Source organism: Parasphingopyxis sp. (assembly GCF_052168275.1).
Taxonomy (GTDB): Bacteria; Pseudomonadota; Alphaproteobacteria; order Sphingomonadales; family Sphingomonadaceae; genus Parasphingopyxis.
This window is the reverse complement of the sequence record NZ_JBQLZM010000086.1, coordinates 1-18,719: the sequence shown is the minus strand read 5'-3', so window position 1 is coordinate 18,719 and position 18,719 is coordinate 1. Positions and strand designations below refer to the sequence as shown.

General features: G+C 63.8%; 20 protein-coding genes. 3 read left to right on the top strand and 17 right to left on the bottom strand.

Annotated elements, in window-relative coordinates:
• Window positions 1-15: 15 nt before the first annotated feature.
• Complete coding sequence (locus ACTS1X_RS07790; RefSeq protein ID WP_442613818.1) at window positions 16-765, bottom strand: hypothetical protein; 750 nt, start codon at window positions 763-765, stop codon at window positions 16-18.
• 37 nt (window positions 766-802) lie between these two features.
• Here ACTS1X_RS07790 and ACTS1X_RS07785 point away from each other — a divergent pair, with 37 nt between their 5' ends.
• Both ACTS1X_RS07785 and ACTS1X_RS07780 read left to right on the top strand, forming a co-directional pair.
• Window positions 803-1,000: a hypothetical protein gene (locus tag ACTS1X_RS07785; RefSeq protein ID WP_442613817.1), complete on the top strand. Its 198-nt coding sequence runs from the start codon at window positions 803-805 to the stop codon at window positions 998-1,000.
• Window positions 997-1,278, top strand: a complete 282-nt coding sequence (locus ACTS1X_RS07780; protein ID WP_442613816.1) for a hypothetical protein — start codon at window positions 997-999, stop codon at window positions 1,276-1,278. Before ACTS1X_RS07785 ends, ACTS1X_RS07780 begins: the two co-directional genes overlap by 4 nt.
• An 81-nt stretch (window positions 1,279-1,359) precedes the next feature.
• Here ACTS1X_RS07780 and ACTS1X_RS07775 read toward each other — a convergent pair whose 3' ends face one another.
• A complete protein-coding gene (locus tag ACTS1X_RS07775; protein ID WP_442613815.1) occupies window positions 1,360-1,692 on the bottom strand; it encodes an Hpt domain-containing protein in 333 nt (110 codons plus the stop codon).
• A 99-nt stretch (window positions 1,693-1,791) separates the two neighbouring features.
• On the opposite strand from ACTS1X_RS07775, the gene ACTS1X_RS07770 reads away from it, so the two are divergent.
• A complete protein-coding gene (locus ACTS1X_RS07770; protein WP_442613814.1) occupies window positions 1,792-4,083 on the top strand; it encodes a hypothetical protein in 2,292 nt (763 codons plus the stop codon).
• Window positions 4,084-4,086: 3 nt separating this feature from the next.
• Here ACTS1X_RS07770 and ACTS1X_RS07765 read toward each other — a convergent pair whose 3' ends face one another.
• The 15 genes from ACTS1X_RS07765 to nuoF all read right to left on the bottom strand — a co-directional run.
• Entirely contained in the window at window positions 4,087-4,371 is a 285-nt protein-coding gene (locus ACTS1X_RS07765) for a DUF1467 family protein (RefSeq protein ID WP_442613813.1), read from the bottom strand.
• Between the two features lie 2 nt (window positions 4,372-4,373).
• Window positions 4,374-6,011, bottom strand: a complete 1,638-nt coding sequence (locus tag ACTS1X_RS07760) for a ribonuclease J (RefSeq protein WP_442613812.1) — start codon at window positions 6,009-6,011, stop codon at window positions 4,374-4,376.
• A 6-nt stretch (window positions 6,012-6,017) separates the two neighbouring features.
• On the bottom strand, window positions 6,018-6,794 hold the full coding sequence (locus tag ACTS1X_RS07755; protein WP_442613811.1) for a type III pantothenate kinase: 777 nt from the start codon (window positions 6,792-6,794) through the stop codon (window positions 6,018-6,020).
• A 10-nt stretch (window positions 6,795-6,804) separates the two neighbouring features.
• Window positions 6,805-7,512: a biotin--[acetyl-CoA-carboxylase] ligase gene (locus ACTS1X_RS07750; RefSeq protein WP_442613838.1), complete on the bottom strand. Its 708-nt coding sequence runs from the start codon at window positions 7,510-7,512 to the stop codon at window positions 6,805-6,807.
• A gap of 24 nt (window positions 7,513-7,536) precedes the next feature.
• The gene (gene nuoN / locus ACTS1X_RS07745) at window positions 7,537-8,979 is read right to left on the bottom strand and encodes an NADH-quinone oxidoreductase subunit NuoN (protein ID WP_442613810.1); all 1,443 of its coding nucleotides are present in this window, start codon (window positions 8,977-8,979) and stop codon (window positions 7,537-7,539) included.
• Window positions 8,979-10,514 carry an NADH-quinone oxidoreductase subunit M gene (locus ACTS1X_RS07740; RefSeq protein ID WP_442613837.1) on the bottom strand — a complete coding sequence of 512 codons (1,536 nt, stop codon included), beginning with the start codon at window positions 10,512-10,514 and terminating at the stop codon, window positions 8,979-8,981. Before ACTS1X_RS07740 ends, nuoN begins: the two co-directional genes overlap by 1 nt.
• A 29-nt stretch (window positions 10,515-10,543) precedes the next feature.
• Window positions 10,544-12,535: an NADH-quinone oxidoreductase subunit L gene (nuoL, locus tag ACTS1X_RS07735; protein WP_442613809.1), complete on the bottom strand. Its 1,992-nt coding sequence runs from the start codon at window positions 12,533-12,535 to the stop codon at window positions 10,544-10,546.
• A gap of 6 nt (window positions 12,536-12,541) precedes the next feature.
• On the bottom strand, window positions 12,542-12,847 hold the full coding sequence (gene nuoK / locus ACTS1X_RS07730) for an NADH-quinone oxidoreductase subunit NuoK (RefSeq protein WP_116234903.1): 306 nt from the start codon (window positions 12,845-12,847) through the stop codon (window positions 12,542-12,544).
• Entirely contained in the window at window positions 12,844-13,455 is a 612-nt protein-coding gene (locus tag ACTS1X_RS07725; protein WP_442613808.1) for an NADH-quinone oxidoreductase subunit J, read from the bottom strand. The genes nuoK and ACTS1X_RS07725 overlap by 4 nt, the downstream gene beginning before the upstream one ends.
• A gap of 36 nt (window positions 13,456-13,491) precedes the next feature.
• Window positions 13,492-13,980 carry an NADH-quinone oxidoreductase subunit NuoI gene (nuoI, locus tag ACTS1X_RS07720; protein ID WP_442613807.1) on the bottom strand — a complete coding sequence of 163 codons (489 nt, stop codon included), beginning with the start codon at window positions 13,978-13,980 and terminating at the stop codon, window positions 13,492-13,494.
• Window positions 13,977-14,378 (bottom strand): hypothetical protein, encoded by a 402-nt coding sequence (locus ACTS1X_RS07715; protein ID WP_442613806.1) that lies wholly within the window; start codon window positions 14,376-14,378, stop codon window positions 13,977-13,979. The genes nuoI and ACTS1X_RS07715 overlap by 4 nt, the downstream gene beginning before the upstream one ends.
• Window positions 14,378-15,421, bottom strand: coding sequence for an NADH-quinone oxidoreductase subunit NuoH (gene nuoH / locus ACTS1X_RS07710; RefSeq protein WP_442613805.1), 1,044 nt, complete (start codon window positions 15,419-15,421; stop codon window positions 14,378-14,380). Before nuoH ends, ACTS1X_RS07715 begins: the two co-directional genes overlap by 1 nt.
• Window positions 15,418-17,433: an NADH-quinone oxidoreductase subunit NuoG gene (nuoG, locus tag ACTS1X_RS07705; RefSeq protein ID WP_442613804.1), complete on the bottom strand. Its 2,016-nt coding sequence runs from the start codon at window positions 17,431-17,433 to the stop codon at window positions 15,418-15,420. The genes nuoH and nuoG overlap by 4 nt, the downstream gene beginning before the upstream one ends.
• Window positions 17,426-17,671, bottom strand: a complete 246-nt coding sequence (locus ACTS1X_RS07700) for a hypothetical protein (RefSeq protein WP_442613803.1) — start codon at window positions 17,669-17,671, stop codon at window positions 17,426-17,428. Before ACTS1X_RS07700 ends, nuoG begins: the two co-directional genes overlap by 8 nt.
• A partial coding sequence (gene nuoF / locus ACTS1X_RS07695; protein ID WP_442613802.1) for an NADH-quinone oxidoreductase subunit NuoF occupies window positions 17,668-18,719 on the bottom strand: 1,052 nt, incomplete at its 5' end. The genes nuoF and ACTS1X_RS07700, both read right to left, overlap by 4 nt.

Below are 18,719 nucleotides of genomic sequence, written 5' to 3'. Positions count from 1 at the left end.
TCCTGTTTTGTCCGGTCAGTCCCGCTGGCGAACCGCCTCTTTTTGCATATTCTGCTGCAAAAACAATGTGATATAAGCGTATATCGCGACCGCGATCGGCCAGTAGAACCAGTAACCGGCCGCCGCGAAAGGCAAAATGAGCCATATCGCCGCATTTCCATCGGCCAGCCAGGGCGCATAGGGATTGTCAGCACCGACCAGTTTGCGCAGCTGCCCGCCGCCGCGGCGGGCCAAAATCAGGAGCAGAACGGCTGTGATTGCGAACGCGATATAGACGATCTCTCCGGTGTTCGCGGTCGCCAGCCCGCCCATGGCCAGGATCGCCAGACTTTGCAGCATGCCCTTGAGAACACGAATTTCCCAACCGCCCTCGTGATCGCGCAATTGGGCGAGGTCGATGCGGCCCGCGATCGCGTCGACCGGACCGGCGATCAGTATGAGCGCGAGGCCTGCCCACAACCAGCCCCACCAGAATGCGGCTGCACCGGCGAGCGCGAGGATCAGCGCCGCAATCCGCAGCCAGATCGCCTCGATACGACGATCGAGCAGCATCGGCGCCAAGCGGGCAACGAGCGGCGCATAGATGAAGCGCTCCGGCCAACTGCCCGCTTTCACGCTGTTGCGACGCAACATCGTGCGCCCCGCCCCGCGGCTCTTGTCGCTATGTTCGGCGAGAAGAACGGCATCGCTGGCATCGGCGACGACGCCCGCTTCGCCGTCGACCGGCAGGAAATCGGCGCCAGCCTGAACGATCCGCCGCATCAATGTCGATTGCAGATCCCAATCCCCCAGCATCGCAGCCGTGGCCGACAGCGTATCGACCGTCGTCAGCGCCAGCCCGGCCCATCTGCAACTGGCATCGACACGCTCGAAATCGCCGTTTTCCGGCGTGTCGGCGACGACGAGCAGCGCCGGCGTCGTCCGTGCCGCCATCGCCTCGAAACAATCGGGCGCGGCCACCAGCCCGTCCGCGATGAGCAGGATATTCTCCTCCGGATGAAAATGATCCGCGGCATCCATCGGATCGCGCGCCAGGTTCACGGCTATTCCGTCGCGCCGGAGCCGGTCGAGCGCGGCGCTCAACGCCGCCGGTACGCGCTCGACGAGAATGACGGCATGGCTGGCGCCGGCTGCGGCTGCGCGACGGACCTGATGTTCGAGGAGGCTGCGGCCGGCCATCGGCAACAAGGCACGCAAACCCGCTTCACCCTCTTCGGCTTCCTGATAGGCAGCGATCAGCGCCGCAAAGGCCACGATATGCGTTCCAAAACCATTTGATCCGTGGAGATACGCGGAGAATGGCGGCCTTGCAAAGCCGCTCGTCCCGAAAAACCGGGGATGCCTCGGATTTGCAGGACGCTACTGGAGGGTATTGCCGGTGTTGAAATCCAGGCTGCTCGAAAAACTGGCGAGCGATTTGTCGATACGCTGGAGGAGGGCCTTGTCGAACGGGACGCCCTCGGCGGCCTGATTGGCGAGCGTCATGAGATCCACTACCCCGAAGCTCGCCGCCAGCCCCTTGAGTCGCCATGCGGCGACTTGCCAATGTTGATCGTTTACGGCGTTGTGAAGCGCGGAAACCTGCCGCTGCGCGCTCTGGATGAATGCCGAACGCAACTCCGCGATCAGCGACGGATCGTCGCCGACAGCGGCGGCCAACGTCTTGTCCAGCGCTCCGGGATCATAAGCCATGGTGTGGCCCTAACGCATCGCCGTTAACGCTCCGTTGCCGCGCGAGGCTTTCGATGGCCCGAAAACATGGTAAACACGGCCAGTTGAGAGGGAAATGCGATGGCCGAACCAGCGAACGACATAGTCGAACTCGAAACTCCGGTGGAAGCCGGCTCCCGGCCTGACGAGTCCGCATCCGGCCATGCCGCGTGGATCGAGGAAGATGACACGCCGTTCGATATCGACGAACCGACTTTGGCCGAGCGTTTTCCGACCATCGCGATCATATTGCTCGCGCTCGGCTGGACCGGATTTGTGGGATGGACGGCCTATTCCAGTATCGCCGCGGAAACGCCCACGCTTACGCAGATCGCCAACTGGATAGCCATCGCCAGCGTCCCGCTTGCGCTGCTCGGCGTGATATGGCTGCTCACCCAGCGCACGAGCCGGCGCGAAGCCGAGCGGTTCGGCCGGACGTCTGAAGCGATGCGCGCGGAAGCCCGGCGTCTCGACAACAGCATCGCCGTCGTCGCGAGCCAGCTCGCCGAAATCCGCGAGGGCGTCTCGGCCGAAACCGACCGGCTGCTGGCCCTGGGCGACGAAGCGGCGGGACGGTTGCGCGCGGTCAGCGACATGATGCGCGAGGCCAGCGCGTCGATCGAACAGAAATCGGGTGTCCTCGACCGCGCGACCAAATCGGCGCGCGAGGATGTCGACGTACTGATGGCCGACCTTCCGCGCGCGGAGCAGCAGGCGCGGGCGGTCAGCACCGGACTGCGCGAAGCCGGGATCAACGCCCATGAGCAAGCCGCGGCGCTCGACACCCAACTCCTCACGCTCAAATCGCGGGGCGAACAGGCCAGGGACGTCGCCAGCGGCGCGGCCCAGTCGCTCGCCGCCAATCTCGCCCGGATCGAAGGAGTCGCCGAAGTTGCGGCGGCCAGGCTCCACTCGACCGGCAACGAGATCAACGCCACGGTCGACTCGGTACTCGACCGGTCGAGCGCGGCGGTCGAGGATACGCGCAAGGTCGTCGACGAGATCGGCGTGGCGCTGACCGCCATGATCGAAAATGCGCGCACCAATTTCAGCCAGGAGGGCGAGGAGGCTGCGGCGGCGCTCAATGCACGGATTTCGGCTACCGATGCCGCGCTGAAGGCGTTCGACGAACGACTGACCGAACAACGCGCGGCAGCGACCGCGGCCCTGGGCGATATCGATACCGGGCTTGGCGATATCGAGGGCCGGCTCGCGAATCTCTCCGAAGGCGGTGCGGCCCATGCCCGCGCCCTGGGCGAGGAAATCGAGGCGCTCAGCACCGGGATGGCGGCGCTTGGCGAAAGCATCGGCGGCAACGACGAAGCCACGGAACGGCTGATCGCGCGCGCCGCGGAAGTGAAAGCCGCGCTCGATTTGAGCGCGGCGTCGCTGAGCGAGGCCCTTCCCCAAGCTTTTGCCGAAACCGAAGCTCGGGCTGCGGACCTCAAGACCGCCGTTACGAATATCGAACCCGATCTCGAAGCGCTGCAGAAGATGGCCGACGACATGCGCAACTTCATCGGCGTCAGCGGCGAAAGCCTCGAGGAACAGCGGATCGCCATCGCGGCATTCATCGATCAGGTCGGAGACCGCATCACGTCCATGCGAACGGACATCGACAGCATCGAGGGCGCCCTCACCCATTCGGCCGAACAGGCCGAGAGCATCGCGAACGGGGCCGCACCGCGCCTGATCGAAACGCTCATGGAGGTGCGGGAGATCGCGGCTCAGGCGGCGGAGAAGGCGCGCGCGGCCTTCGGTGAGGTGATCCCCCACACCGCCGCCGCGCTCAGCGAGGCGACGCAGCAGGCGATGACGGAGGCGCTCGGCGAAAATGTCGAGGAGCGCATCGCCAGGCTGGCCTCGGCTTCCGAAAGCGCCGCCGAGATCGCGCAAACCGCGATCGCGAACCTCGATGCGAAGATGGAAGAGATCGAAAGCCGCAGTACGGCGCTCGAAACCCAGCTCCGGGAAGTCGAAACGGAAGTCGAAGAGACGGGTCTCGACAGCTTTGCACGGCGGGTCACGCTGCTGATCGAATCGCTCAATTCAACGGCAATCGATGTCAGCAAGATATTGTCGAACGAGGTCACGGATACGGCCTGGGCCGCCTATCTCAAGGGCGATCGCGGCATCTTCTCGCGCCGGGCGGTACGGCTTCTCGATACCGGAGAAGCGCGCGAGATCGCGGCGCAATATGAGAATAACAGCGAATTCCGCGATCAGGTTAACCGCTACGTGCACGATTTCGAGGCGATGCTGCGCAGAGTGCTGACCGCGCGGGACGGAGCGCCGCTGGCCGTGACTTTGCTCTCCTCCGACAATGGCAAGCTCTACGTCGCCCTCGCCCAGGCAATCGAACGGCTGCGCTAGCGGCTAGCCCGCGTTGCGGATTTCTGCCGGCTTGAGGAAATCGAGAAAGTCCGAGCCGATCCAGCCATAATTGTAATTGGCGTAGAACAGCGCGAAGAAAATCGTCGCGAGGATCGTCGTGCGGATCACGATCCGCATCGCCCGGAACTGGTGCGGGGCGCTTTCCGCATGGCCCGGCTGGGGCTCAACGCCCATTTCGCGATCCGTCCTGACGCCGAACGGCAGGACGGTGAACAGGCAGAGGAACCAGAACAGAAAGAATATCGCTACGGCCGAGATCGGCTGCATGGTCACACCTCCATCAGCGACACATTGACCACCGGTTTCTTGCCCGTCCAGTGGGTGGCGGTCCGGCGAACGGCGAGGCGGACTGCTTCGCGCAATTTCTCGGGATCCTTCGCACCCTTGCGAGCGGCACCGGCTGCCGATTCGACGGCTTCGTCGATAAATGCATCCCGCTCATCGTCTATCGGAATGCCCGCCATCGAGAAGGACGGCGCACCGACCAGCTTGCCGCCGCCGTCTAGCGCCACGGTAACGGCGATGATGCCGCGCTGGGCGAGACGGCGGCGTTCGTTCATCGCCTCGCCATCGGCGGCGATTATCGTGTCGCCATCGAGTACGAGCCGCCCTACCCGCTCATGGCCGATCACCGCCGGCCCATCAGGGGCGAGACGAACGACATCGCCATTCTGCTGGACGATCGTTTTCGGAATGCCCTGCGCCGCGCCGAACCGCGCCTGTTCGGCCATATGCCGTAGCTCGCCGTGCACCGGGACGAGGATTTCGGGCCGGATCCAGCTGTACATTTCCGCTAGCTCCGGCCGACCCGGATGCCCGGAAACGTGCACATGGGCCTGGCGGTCGGTGATCATCGGGATCTGGCGCGCGGCGAGCGCATTCTGCACGCGCCCGATCGCCAGCTCGTTGCCGGGAATCTGCTTCGAGCTGAAGATGACGAGATCGCCGCTATCGAGCGTGAGCGGATGATTGTCTTCCGCGATCCGCGACAGCGCGGCACGCGATTCGCCCTGCCCGCCGGTCGCGATGATCAGCAATTCGCGCGGCGGCAGGCGCATCGCCTCGTCGAAATCGACGGTCGCCGGAAAATCCCTCAGATAGCCAACCGCCTGGGCCGTATCGATGATCCGATCGAGCGACCGACCCGCGACGCAGACCTTGCGGCCCGTTTCCTTCGCGATGCGACCGAGGGTCTGCAGCCGGGCCGCGTTCGACGCGAAGGTCGTGACGAGCACGCGTCCCGTAGCCTCGCCGACGACCCTCGCGAGCCCTTCCTTCACCGCGCCTTCGCTGCCCGACGCCTTTTCGTTGAACACGTTGGTCGAATCGCAAACCAGCGCGAGCACGCCCTCATCGCCGATAGCCGTCAGATCTGCGCCCGGCGTCGGGGTTCCGGTCTGCGGATCTTCGTCGAGCTTCCAGTCGCCGGTGTGGAAAACGCGCCCATGCTCGGTCTCGATGACGAGCGCGTTGCCCTCCAGAATCGAATGCGCGAGCGGAATATAGCGAAAGCCGAACGGGCCGAGATCGAAACTGTCGCCATTGTCGATGACGTTCAGCTCGATCTCCTCGGTCAGACCTGCTTCCTCGAGCTTCTTGGCGATCAGCCCCGCGGTAAACGGCGTCGCATAGAGCGGAACTCCCAGATCGCCGGCCAGATAGGGCAGCGCGCCGATATGGTCCTCATGGCCATGGGTGAGCACGATGCCGAGCAGGTCATCCACGCGATCCTCGATGAATTCGAGATCCGGCAGCACGAGTTCGATCCCCGGATAATGGGGATCGCCGAAGGTCAGGCCGCAATCGACCATGACCCATTTGCCCTGGGTGCCGTAGAGATTGACGTTCATGCCGATCTCGCCCGACCCGCCGAGCGCGAGGAAAAGCAGTTCGTTTTTTGGAGTCATGCGGGTCTATCTAGACCTTTGGTAGAGCATGGCCAGCCCCTGAATGGTAAGGTCGGGCTCGATAACGTCGAATATGTCCGTATTCTCGTCGAAAAGCTCGGCCAGACCGCCGGTGGACACGACCTTGGCCGGCCGGCCGATTTCGGCCTTCATCCGGGCGACGAGCCCCTCGATCATCGCGACATAGCCCCAGAACACGCCGATATGCATCTGGTCTTCGGTGGTCACGCCGATCACCGATTTGGTATCGGTCGGCGCCTCGATCGCGATGCGCGGCAGCTTGGCCGCGGCGCTGACCAGGGCATCGAGCGAAAGGTTGATGCCCGGCGCGATGATCCCGCCCTTGTAGCTGCCGTCATAGTCGATGACGTCGAAGGTCGTCGCCGTACCGAAATCGATGACGATAAGGTCTTCGGGATGGAGGCTGTGCGCGGCGATCGCGTTGACCACGCGGTCCGCGCCCACCGTATGCGGTTCGGGCACGTCAAGGCGGATATTCCATTCGACCGGCGGCTGCCCGGCGATCAGCGTCTCCGCGTCGAAATATTTGGAGGCAAGCACTTCGAGATTGTGCAGCGCGCGCGGCACGACCGTCGCGATGATGACCGTATCGACTTCCTTTGCGTCGAAACCCTCCAGCGTTATCAGATTGTGCAGCCAGACCGCATATTCGTCGCCCGTACGGCGCGGATCGGTGGCGATGCGCCAGCGGGCCGCGATTTCCCCGTCCCTGACGAGCGCGAAGACGACATTGGTGTTTCCGGCGTCGATGGCGAGCAGCATCAATCAGTCCTCAGATCAGGAAAACATCGCCGGCATGCATGACACGGACGGCCCCGTCCGCCAAGCGCAGACGCAGGGCTCCGTCGTCGGTGAGGCCATCGAAAGTCCCTTTGAGCGTTTCGCCGGCGGGATCGTGAACGGTCAGCGCGCTGCCCGTCGCATGGGCGTTGGCCAGCCAGGCATCGCGAACCACCATGACGCCTTCGGCGCGCCACCGCGCGAGCCACGCCGCGAACCGTCCGGAAAGATCGCGCAGGAAGATATCGGGCGACGGCGCCATCATATGGACGGAGAGACTGGCAACCGGCCGATCGAGGCTCTCGGGATGGCGGGCCAGATTGACGCCGATACCGACGACCACCGCATCGCCTTCCCGTTCGAGGAGAATGCCCGATAGTTTGGCCCCGTCGAGTAGCAGGTCGTTCGGCCATTTGAGGAGGACGGAATCCCGCAGATCTTCGGGGAGAAAGGCACGTACCGTGTCGATCAGCGCGAGCGAGGCGACGAGCGCCAGGCTGGCGGCCGGCGGATCCCCTTCCCCCAGCCGAACCAGCGTACTGGCGAACAAGTTGCCCGACACCGAGTCCCAGGCCCGGCCCTGCCGGCCACGTCCGGAATGCTGGCGCTCGGCCCGCAACCAGAAGCCTTCCGCCTCGCCCTTGCGGGCCAGCGCCATCACGTCGTCATTGGTCGAGCCGGTCTCGGCAACCGTCTGGATACGGATAGTCAGGACCCGACTATCCTAGAACAGCGCGGCCGCCGCGTTGCCCGCCGTCAGGGCGAGGAACGGCACGAGCAGATAGCCGAGCGGCGAGACAGCCGTCGCGGTGATCGCGATCAGGCCGTTTTCGAGCACCGAATTGGCGGGCGCATAGGCGGGCGCGGCATCGTCGAAATAGATCGTCTTGATGATCCGCAGATAATAATAGGCACCGATCACCGACAGCGCGATGCCGATTACCGCAAGCGGGAACAGTCCGGCCGCCACCGCCGCGTCGAAGACGAGGAACTTGCCCCAGAAGCCGAGCAGCGGCGGAATGCCGGCCAGGCTGAACATGAAGATCGCGAAGGCCGCCGCGAGCGCGGGCTGCGACTTGGACAGGCCCGACAGGCTGGCGACATCCTCGACCGGGCGGCCGGTCGCGTCGCGCATCTGCAGCACGCACAGGAAGCTGCCGAGCGTCATCACGAGGTAGATCGCCATATAGGACATCGTCGCCGCGACGCCCGCTTCGGTGCCGGCCGCAAGACCGATCAGCGCGAAGCCGATATTGTTGATCGAGCTGTAGGCGAGCAGCCGCTTGATATTGGACTGGCCGATCGCGGCCACCGCGCCGAGCGCGATCGAGGCGAGCGCCACGAAAATCACGATCTGCTGCCACGCATCGGTAGCCGGGGCCAGCGCGTCGAACATCACCCGGATCGAAAGGGCGACGGCGGCGATCTTGGGAGCCGAGGCGAAAAAGGCGGTGACCGGCGTGGGCGCGCCTTCATAGACGTCCGGCGTCCACATGTGGAACGGAACGGCGCTGATCTTGAAGGCAAGGCCGGCCAGCACGAAGACGAGCCCGAACAGCTCACCGGTCGACATCCCGGCGGCCACGGCTGTCGCTATCCCGGCATAGCTGGTCGTTCCGGTGAAGCCGTAGAGCAGCGACACGCCGTACAGCAGGATGCCGCTCGCCAGCGCCCCGAGGACGAAATATTTGAGGCCGGCTTCGGCCGAGCGCGTATCCTGCCGCATGAAGCTCGCCAGCACATAGGCGGCGAGGCTCTGCATCTCGAGGCCGATATAGAGCATCATCAGGTCGCCCGACGACACCATGAAACCCATGCCCAGCGCCGAAAACAGGATCAGGACCGGATATTCGGGCCGCATCTCGTTGCGGTGATCGAAGAAGCGCGGCGCCATCAGGATGGCGATCGCGGCTGCGGCGTAGATCAGCACCTTCGAGAAGGTCGAAAAGGCGTCCGCCACGTAGAGACCGCCGAACACCGCGCCTGCGCTGCCGGCCGGGCCGAGCAGCGAGATGCCGCAGGCGACCAGCATCAGAACCGCATAGAGGCTGACGCGCCGGGCCACATCGGGTTTCTTGCTGAACGCCGCGACGAGCAGCAGGTCGGTCGCGCCGAGCGTCAGGATCAGCTCGGGCAGGACGACGAGAAGGCTTTGCCAAATGGTCATCAGTGCGCGCCCTCCGCTGCGTGGCCGTCGCCATGTTCAGCGTCGACCGGCATACCGGCGCCCATGGCGAGCTGCGCGTCGCCCGGCGGGTTGGCGCGTTCGATCCGGGCGAGCAAGGTGCCCACATCGTCGCGGATCGGCGCGAGGAAGCTTTCGGGATAGACGCCCATCCAGAGAACGACGGCGGCGATCGGCCCGAGCGTTGCGAGTTCGCGAACGGAAAGATCGGGCATCGCCTTCACATCTTCCTTTTCGAGCTCGCCGTAGCAGATCCGCCAGTAAAGATAGAGCATATAGGCAGCGCCGAGAATGATGCCCGTCGTGCAGACGAACGCGACCCAGCTGTTCGCTTCATAGGCGCCGACCAGGCTCAAAAACTCGCCGACGAACCCGCTCGTGCCGGGCAGGCCGACCGAGGCCATGGTGAACAGCATGAAGAGCAGCGCATATTTGGGCATATTGTCGCTCAGGCCGCCATAGCGCTCGATCTCGCGGGTATGGAGGCGATCGTAGATGACGCCGACACAGAGGAAGAGTGCGCCCGATACGAGGCCGTGCGAGAGCATGACGATCATCGCGCCCTCGATGCCCTGCCGGTTGAAGGCGAAGAGCCCGATGGTGACGAAGGCCATGTGCGCGACCGACGAATAGGCGATCAGCTTCTTCATGTCCTGTTGCACCAGTGCGACGAGCGAGGTGTAGACGACCGCGACCATCGACAGGCCGAAGATCACCCAGACGAGTTCGGCGGAGGCTTCGGGGAACATCGGCAGCGAGAAGCGGATAAAGCCGTAACCGCCCATCTTCAGCAGCACGCCGGCGAGGATCACCGAACCGGCCGTCGGCGCCTGGACATGGGCATCGGGCAGCCAGGTATGGACCGGCCACATCGGCATCTTCACCGCGAAACTCGCAAAAAAGGCCAGCCAGAGCCAGTTCTGCGCTCCGCCCGGGAAGTCGTATTCCATCAGCGCCGGGATGTAGGATGTGCCCGCTTCCTGCACCATCCACAGCATCGCGATCAGCATCAGTACCGAACCGAGCAAGGTGTAGAGGAAGAATTTGTAGCTGGCGTAAATCCGGTCCTTGCCGCCCCAGATGCCGATGATCAGGTACATCGGGATTAGGCCTGCCTCGAAGAAGATGTAGAAGAGGAACAGGTCCTGCGCGGTGAACACGCCGATCATCAGCGATTCCATGAGCAGGAACGCCGCCATGTACTCGGGCACGCGCGTTTTGATCGACTGCCAGCTCGCCAGAACGCAGATCGGCATCAGGAAGACCGAAAGCATGATCAGCATCAGCGCGATGCCGTCGATGCCCATCGCCCATGCGAAACGCCCGAAAATCGGGTAATTCTCGACAAACTGCCATTGCGGCCCGCCGATCTCGTACGTCACCCAGAGCAGGATGCCGAGCGCGAAGGTCGCCAGGGTCGTGCCGAGCGCCACGATCCGGGCCATCTCGGCCTTGCGGTCGCCCTCGCCGGGCCAGATCAGGCAGAGCAGCGCGCCCGCCAGCGGCAGGCCGATCATCAGCGACAGGATGGGAAAGTCGAGCTGGTTCACCGGGTGATCGCCCAGGTTGCGGCCGCCGCCAGGCCGATCAGCATGACGAGTGCATACGTGTAGAGATAGCCGGACTGGAAGCGGCGCGTGACGCCGCTGCCGCTGGCGACGAGCGCCGATACGCCGTCAGGCCCGAACCGGTCGATAAAGCCCTTGTCGCCGCGCTTCCAGAGGAAGCGGCCGACGGCGAAGGCGGGCCTGACGAAGATCAGGTCGTAAAGCTCGTCGATATACCACTTGTTGTAGAGAAACGCGTACAGCAGGCGGAACTGGTCGACGAATCTCTGCGGCCAGTCGGTATAGCGGATATAGGCAAGCCAGGCGATGGCGAGACCGGTCAGCATCACGGCGCCCGGCGCATATTTCACCCAGGTCGGGACCTCGTGGATCGCATGGAGCAGATGCGTGTCGAGCGCGATGCTGCCAGCCCAGAAGACCTCGCCCTGCTCGGCATAGCCGAACGGATAATAGAAGAGATAACCGGCAAAAATCGCGCCGAGCGACAGCACGCCCAGCGGCACGAGCATCGACCAGGGGCTTTCATGCGGATGGTAGCCGCCGGTCGCGTCTTCCGCGGTTTCGGGCGTCTTGTGCACGCTATGCTGGATATGCTCGCTGGTGATCCAGCGCGGCTTGCCGAAGAAGGTCAGGAAAATCAGCCGCCAACTGTAGAAACTCGTCAGCAGCGCGGCGAAGACCAGCGTGAAGAAAGCGACACCGCCCATCTCCGTACCGCTCGCAAACGCCGCCTCGATAATCAGGTCTTTCGAATAGAAGCCTGCGAACCCGAACACGCCGACGATGCCGACCCCGGTGATCGCCAGCGTGCCGATGATCATCGCCCAGAAGGTGAACGGGATTTCCTTCCGCAGCGCTCCGTAGTGCCGCATGTCCTGTTCGTGATGCATCGCATGGATGACCGATCCGGCGCCGAGGAACAGCAGCGCCTTGAAGAAGGCATGGGTGAACAGGTGGAACATCGCGATGCCGTATGCCCCGACGCCGGCGGCGACGAACATGTAGCCAAGCTGCGAGCAGGTCGAATAGGCGATGACGCGTTTGATATCCATCTGCGCGGTGCCCACCGTCGCCGCGAAGAAAGCGGTCAGCAGGCCGAAGAAGGTAACGACGGCGAGCGCCATGTCGCTGGTTTCGAACATCGGCGAGAGGCGGCAGACCATGAACACGCCGGCCGTCACCATCGTCGCGGCATGGATCAGCGCGGAGACCGGGGTCGGCCCCTCCATCGCGTCTGGAAGCCAGGTATGGAGGCCGAACTGCGCCGACTTGCCCATCGCACCGATGAACAGCAGCAGGCAGAGCAGGGTCATGGTGTCGACGCGATAGCCGAGAAAGCCGATCGTCGATCCGGCCATGGCCGGCGCGGCCTCGAGGATTTCGGGGATCGAGACCGTTCCGAATACCAGAAACGTCCCGAAAATGCCGAGCGAGAAACCGAAATCGCCGACCCGATTGACGACGAAGGCCTTGATCGCCGCCGCGTTGGCGCTGGGCTTGTGATACCAGAAACCGATCAGGAGATAGGACGCCAGGCCCACCCCTTCCCAGCCGAAGAACATCTGCACGAGATTGTTTGACGTCACGAGCATCAGCATCGCGAAGGTGAACAGCGAGAGATAGGCGAAGAAGCGCGGCTGGTCCGGATCCTCCTCCATATAGCCCCAGCTATAGAGATGGACGAGCGCGGAGACCGTCGTGACAACGACCAGCATGACCGCGGTCAGCGTGTCGACGCGCAGGCTCCAGGCGACGTCCATTTCGCCCGAGCGGATCCAGTCGAACACCGGCGCGACATAGGCTTCCTGCCCGCCGACCATGAAGTCGAGGAAGATCGGCCAGCTCAGCGCGCACGCCACGAACAGCGCGCCCGTCGTCAGCAGCTTGGCGAGGAAGTTGCCGAGCATCCGGTTGCCGAGGCCAGCGATGACCGCCGCGAGCAGCGGCAGGAAGACGATGAGCTGGATCATCTCAGGTCAGCCCTTCATCCGGTTGACGTCGTCGACCGCGATGGTACCGCGGCCGCGGAAATAGATGACGAGGATGGCGAGCCCGATCGCCGCCTCGCCGGCGGCCACCGTCAGCACGAACATCGCGAAGACCTGGCCGACGATATCGCCGAGAAAGGCGCTGAAGGCGACGAGATTGATGTTCACCGCAAGCAGGATGAGCTCGATCGCCATCAGGATGATGATGATGTTCTTCCGGTTGAGGAAGATGCCGAGCACGCCCATCACGAACAGGATCGCACCGACGACGAGATAATGGCCGAGGCCGATCACAGTTCGACCCCCTCGCCTACCTCAGGTTGTGTGTTGCGCGTCGCCTCTTCGGGGCGCCGCTTGATCTGCTTGGAAATGTTCTGCGGCCGGACCCCGCCGCGCTCGCGATGCGTCAGCACGATCGCGCCGACCATGGCAACGAGCAGCACGATACCGGCCCCTTCGAACACCAGCAGATAGCGGTCGTAGAGCGCCCGACCGATCGCCTCGATGTTCGGCATTTCGGGATCGATCGTCGCCATGCGTGTGTCCGGCCCGAGATCGGCGAAATTCCAGACGCCGATGACAAGGATCATCTCGGCCAGCAGCACCGCCGCGATCAGCAGCCCGAACGGCAGATAGCGCGTGAAGCCGGCGCGCAGGGCGGCGAAATCGATATCGAGCATCATCACGACGAACAGGAAGAGCACCGCGACCGCGCCGACATAGACGATCACCAGCAGCATCGCGATGAATTCGGCGCCGACGAGCAGCATCAGCCCGGCCGCGTTGAAGAAGGCGAGGATCAGCCAGAGCACCGAGTGCACGGGGTTGCGCGACACGATCGTCAGCGCGGCGGATGCAACAACGATGCTTGCAAACAAGTAGAAGGCGAATGCCTGAATCACGATTTGTCCTGGACCCCTTTGAGAATCGGCTGCGGCTTAGCGATAGGGCGCATCGGCGGCAAGGCTCGCGGCGATCGCGCGCTCCCATTTGTCGCCATTGGCCAGCAATTTTTCCTTGTCGTAGAGCAGCTCCTCCCGCGTTTCCGTCGCATATTCGAAATTCGGCCCCTCGACGATCGCATCGACCGGGCAGGCTTCCTGGCACAGGCCGCAATAGATGCATTTCGTCATGTCGATATCGTAGCGCGTCGTCCGTCGGCTGCCGTCTTCGCGCGGCTCGGCCTCGATCGTGATCGCCTGGGCCGGACACACGGCTTCGCACAGCTTGCAGGCGATGCAGCGCTCTTCGCCATTCGGATAGCGACGCAGCGCATGCTCACCCCGGAATCGCGGGCTAATCGGATTCTTCTCATAGGGATAGTTGATCGTCGCCTTGGGCTTGAAGAAATATTTGAGCGTCAGGACATGCGCCTTGACGATTTCCCAGAGCGTGAAGGATTTGATGAAATGGGCGACGCTGCTCATGAGGGTATCTCCTCTTCCACCGTCAGCACCCGGCATTCGCCTTGCGTTTCGGTCATGCTCGACGCGCGTGCCGCCGGTTGAATCTCGTAGCTTAGCGCGAAGCGCGCTGTGCCGGCGGCCGCATCATAGTCGAAAATGCCCAGGCTTACCGGGGAATTGTTGGTCACGCGCCAGTTCAGCATCAGCAGGGCCGGAAGGCGGTCCACGATTACTTCATAGTTTTCCGGCGGTTCGATCAGATCGGCCGGCATGCTCCAGCGATACAATGTCGTCCAGTCTCCGAAATGCGCGGCAAAGCTCTGCGCATCGGGCACGGTGAGCTGAAAGGGAGGCAGCCGGTCCGCCGGCTGGCACTGAAAGGCAAGGCCGGCAACGGCTCCGATGATAATCTCTTCCATCAGAAACCGTACCGCGTGAACATCAGATAGCCTGAGACCAGGACGACCCAGATCAGCGACATCGGGAGGAAGACCTTCCAACCAAGACGCATCAACTGGTCGTACCGGTAGCGCGGCACCGTCGCCTTCACCCAGCTGAAGATGAAGAAGAAGATCAGGATCTTGAGGAAGAACCAGAAGATGCCGGGAATCGCATAGAGTGGCGCCCAGTCGATCGGGGGCAGCCATCCGCCCCAGAAGAGGATGGCGTTGAGCGCGCACATCAGGATGACGTTGCCATACTCGCCGAGCCAGAAAAGCGCGAAGGACATGCTCGAATATTCGGTCTGGTAACCCGCGACGAGTTCGGACTCGGCCTCGGTCAGGTCGAACGGCGCGCGCGCGGTTTCCGCCATGGCCGAGATCAGGAAGACGACCGCCATCGGGAAGAGCAGCGGGTTGAACGCGAATCCGTTGATGAAGCCGAACACATGGCCCTGCTGCGCCAGAATGATGTCCTGCAGATTGAACGTGCCGGCCCACATCACCACCGCGAGCAGCACGAAGCCGATGGAGACCTCGTAGCTCACCATCTGCGCCGCGGCCCGAAGCGCGGAGTAGAAGGGATATTTGGAGTTGGACGCCCAGCCGGCGATCACGACGCCATAGACGCCGAGCGAACTCGCGGCGAGAACGTAGAGCAGCCCGACATTGATATCGGCCAGCACCATGTCCGGGCCGAACGGGATCACCGCCCAGGCGATCAGCGCGACCGTAAAGGTGATAATCGGGGCGATGAGGAACAGGCCGCGATTGGCCGATGTCGGGACGATCGTTTCCTTGAGAAACACCTTGATCCCGTCGGCAAAACTCTGGAGCAGCCCGAACGGCCCGACGACATTGGGCCCCCGGCGGAGCGCGATCGCCGCCCAGATCTTGCGGTCGGCATAGATGATCATCGCGATCGCCAGCATCAGCGGGAACGCGATCAGCAGGATGAGGATCGTCGTGCCGGCGAACCAACCCAGGCCGAAGCCGAGCATTTCCTGGAACCAAGCGGTCATTCGGCGGCCTCCGCGAATTCTTCGCCATGGATCAGCTCCGCCGAGCAGCGTTGCATCGTCTCGCTGGCGCGGCAGATCGCATTGGTCAGGTAGAAGTCCTTGATCGGCAGCGCGATTGCGCCACTCGGGGCGTCGGCCGACAGTTTGGGCGGCGCCCATTCATGTTCGGCCAGGCCTTCATCGGCGAGCGCGGGGAATTCCGCGGCGATGGCGTCGCGCAGCTGGTCCAGCGTATCGAAGGGCAGCGGATTGCCGAGCGCGTCGGACAGCGCGCGGAAGATCGTCCAGTCCTCGCGCGCGTCGCCTGGCGGGAAGACCGCGCGGTTGCCGCGCTGGACCCGGCCTTCGAGGTTGACCCAGGTGCCGCTCTTTTCGGCATAGGAGGCGCCGGGCAGGATGACGTCGGCATGGGCCGCGCCCTGCTCGCCATGATGGCCGACATAGACCGTGAACGCATCGGCGAACGCGTCGAAATCGACGCCGTCCGCGCCAAGCAGGAAGAGCAGTTCAGGCTTCGTGGCCGCGATATCGGCCGTGCCGCCCGGCTGGGCCCAGCCGAGCATCAGCCCGCCCATCCGCGCCGCGGAGAAGTGGAGGACGTTGTAGCCGTTCCAGCCGTCCCGCACGAGATTGAGGCGATCGGCCAGCGCCAGCGACGCGGCCTGCAACCCCGGGACCATCAGCCCGCCGCCGCCGACGATCATCGCCGGCCGTTCGGCGCCACTGAGCGCGTCCGCCGCCTCGGCGGGCAGGTCGGCGACCAGCGCGGCATCGTCGCCGAGCCAGGTGACCGGATAGGTCAGGTCGATCTCCGGCCCGATGGCGAAGACCTTCGCGCCCGCCTTCACCGCCGTGCGGATGCGCGTGTTCACCAGCGGCGCCTCCCAGCGCGGATTGGTACCGATCAGCAGGATCCCGTCGGCGTCTTCCAGCCCCGCGATCGTCGTGTTGAAATTGACCGCCGCGAGATTGCTCGCGTCATAGTCCATGCCGTTCTGCCGGCCCTCGATCAGCTTGGAGCCCAGCCCTTCGAGCAGCTTCTGCGCCGCATAGAGCGCTTCGACTTCGACCAGGTCACCGCCGATCGCGGCCACCTTGCCGCCAGCCTTGTGCGCCGCGTCGGCGATCGCGGCGAAGGCCTCGCTCCAGCTCGCCTTTTCGAGTTTGCCATCCTTGCGCACCCAGGGCGTATCGAGGCGGTTGCGATAGAGTCCGTCCACCGCGTGGCGCGTCTTGTCGCTCGCCCATTCCTCGTTGACGTCGTCGTTGATCCGCGGGAGCGCGCGCAGCACTTCGCGGCCCCGGCTGTCAAGGCGGATATTGGTGCCGACCGCGTCCATCACGTCGATCGAAGGGGTCTTGCGCAATTCCCAGGGCCGCGCCTCGAAGGCGTAGGGCCGCGCGGTCAACGCGCCGACCGGGCAGAGATCGACGACGTTGCCCGAAAGCTCGCTCTTGGCGGCATGCTCCAGATAGGTCGTGATCTCCATATTCTCGCCGCGCCCGACCGCGCCGATTTCCTCGACGCCTGCGACTTCCTGCGCGAAACGGACGCAACGCGTGCAATGGATGCAGCGCGTCATGATCGTCTTGATCACGGGCCCCATGTACTTTTCGGTGACCGCGCGCTTGTTCATCTCGTAGCGCGTGCTGCCCTTGCCATAGGCCATGGCCTGGTCCTGCAGGTCGCATTCGCCGCCCTGGTCGCAGATCGGGCAATCGAGCGGATGGTTGATGAGGAGAAACTCCATAACCCCTTCGCGCGCCTTCTTGACCATTTCGGTGGTGGTGAAGATTTCCTGCCCCTCGGCGGCCGGCAGCGCGCAGCTCGCCTGCGGCTTGGGCGGCCCGGGCTTCACCTCGACGAGGCACATGCGACAATTGCCGGCAATGCTCAGGCGTTCATGATAGCAGAAGCGCGGTATTTCCTTCCCCGCCAGCTCGCACGCCTGCAACACGGTCGCGCCGTCCGGAACCTCGAGTTCGATGCCGTCTACGGTGACTTTAGGCATCTGAACCACTCCCACGGCGATTGCTGCTAGGCCGTGAAGCCCAGAGCATGGCAGCAAATATTGAGGCGAAGATGGTGACGCCGCCAGCCATCAACATAACGGTCATCGCGTCACTGCATTGATTAGCGTTCGGGCAGCCTCGCGAATTGTAATCCGAAAATGCTGCGAGACCGGCAAATAGAGAGAATAGAGCCAAGGCGCTCAATGCGCTGGCACCTATGATATTCAGCGCCTTCATTCCGCCGCCTCCAATGTCTCGCCGCCGTCGTTCGCGCCCGCCTGTTCGCGGATGCGGCGTTCCAGTTCGGGGCGGAAATGGCGGATCAGGCCTTGGATCGGCCAGGCCGCGGCGTCGCCGAGCGCGCAGATGGTGTGGCCTTCGACCTGTTTCGTCACTTCGTGCAGCATGTCGATATCGGCGATGTCCGCCTTGCCTTCGCGCAGCCGCTCCATCATCCGCCACATCCAGCCCGTGCCCTCGCGGCACGGCGTGCACTGGCCGCAGCTTTCATGCTTGTAGAAATACGAAATCCGGCTGATCGCGCGGACGATGTCGGTCGATTTGTCCATCACGATCACCGCCGCCGTGCCGAGGCCCGAGCCCAGATCCTTCAGCCCGTCGAAATCCATCGGCGCGTCGATAATCTCGTCCGCCGGCACCAGCGGCACCGAGGACCCGCCCGGGATCACCGCCAGCAGATTGTCCCAGCCGCCCGTGATCCCGCCCGCATGCTTGTCGATCAGTTCGCGGAACGGAATGCCCATCGCCTCCTCGACGACGCAGGGCTTTTCGACATGGCCGGAAATCTGGAAGAGCTTGGTGCCCTCGTTCTTCTCGCGCCCGATCCCGGCAAACCAGCTCGGCCCGCGCCGCAGGATCGGCGGTACGACCGCGATGCTCTCGACATTGTTGACCGTGGTCGGGCAGCCATAGAGGCCCGCTCCGGCCGGAAATGGCGGTTTCAGCCGCGGCTGGCCCTTCTTGCCCTCAAGGCTTTCGAGCAAAGCCGTTTCCTCGCCGCAGATATAGGCGCCCGCCCCGCGGTGAACGAACACGTCGAAATCGTAACCGGAGCCGCAGGCATTCTTGCCGATAAAGCCCCTGGCATAGGCCTGCTGCACGGCGGCGAAGAGCGTTTCGGCCTCGCGGATGAATTCGCCGCGGATATAGATGTACGCCGCCCGCGCGCGCATCGCATAGCCGGCGATCAGCGCGCCCTCGATCAGCTTGTGCGGATCGTGGCGGATGATTTCGCGGTCCTTGCAGCTGCCGGGCTCGGATTCGT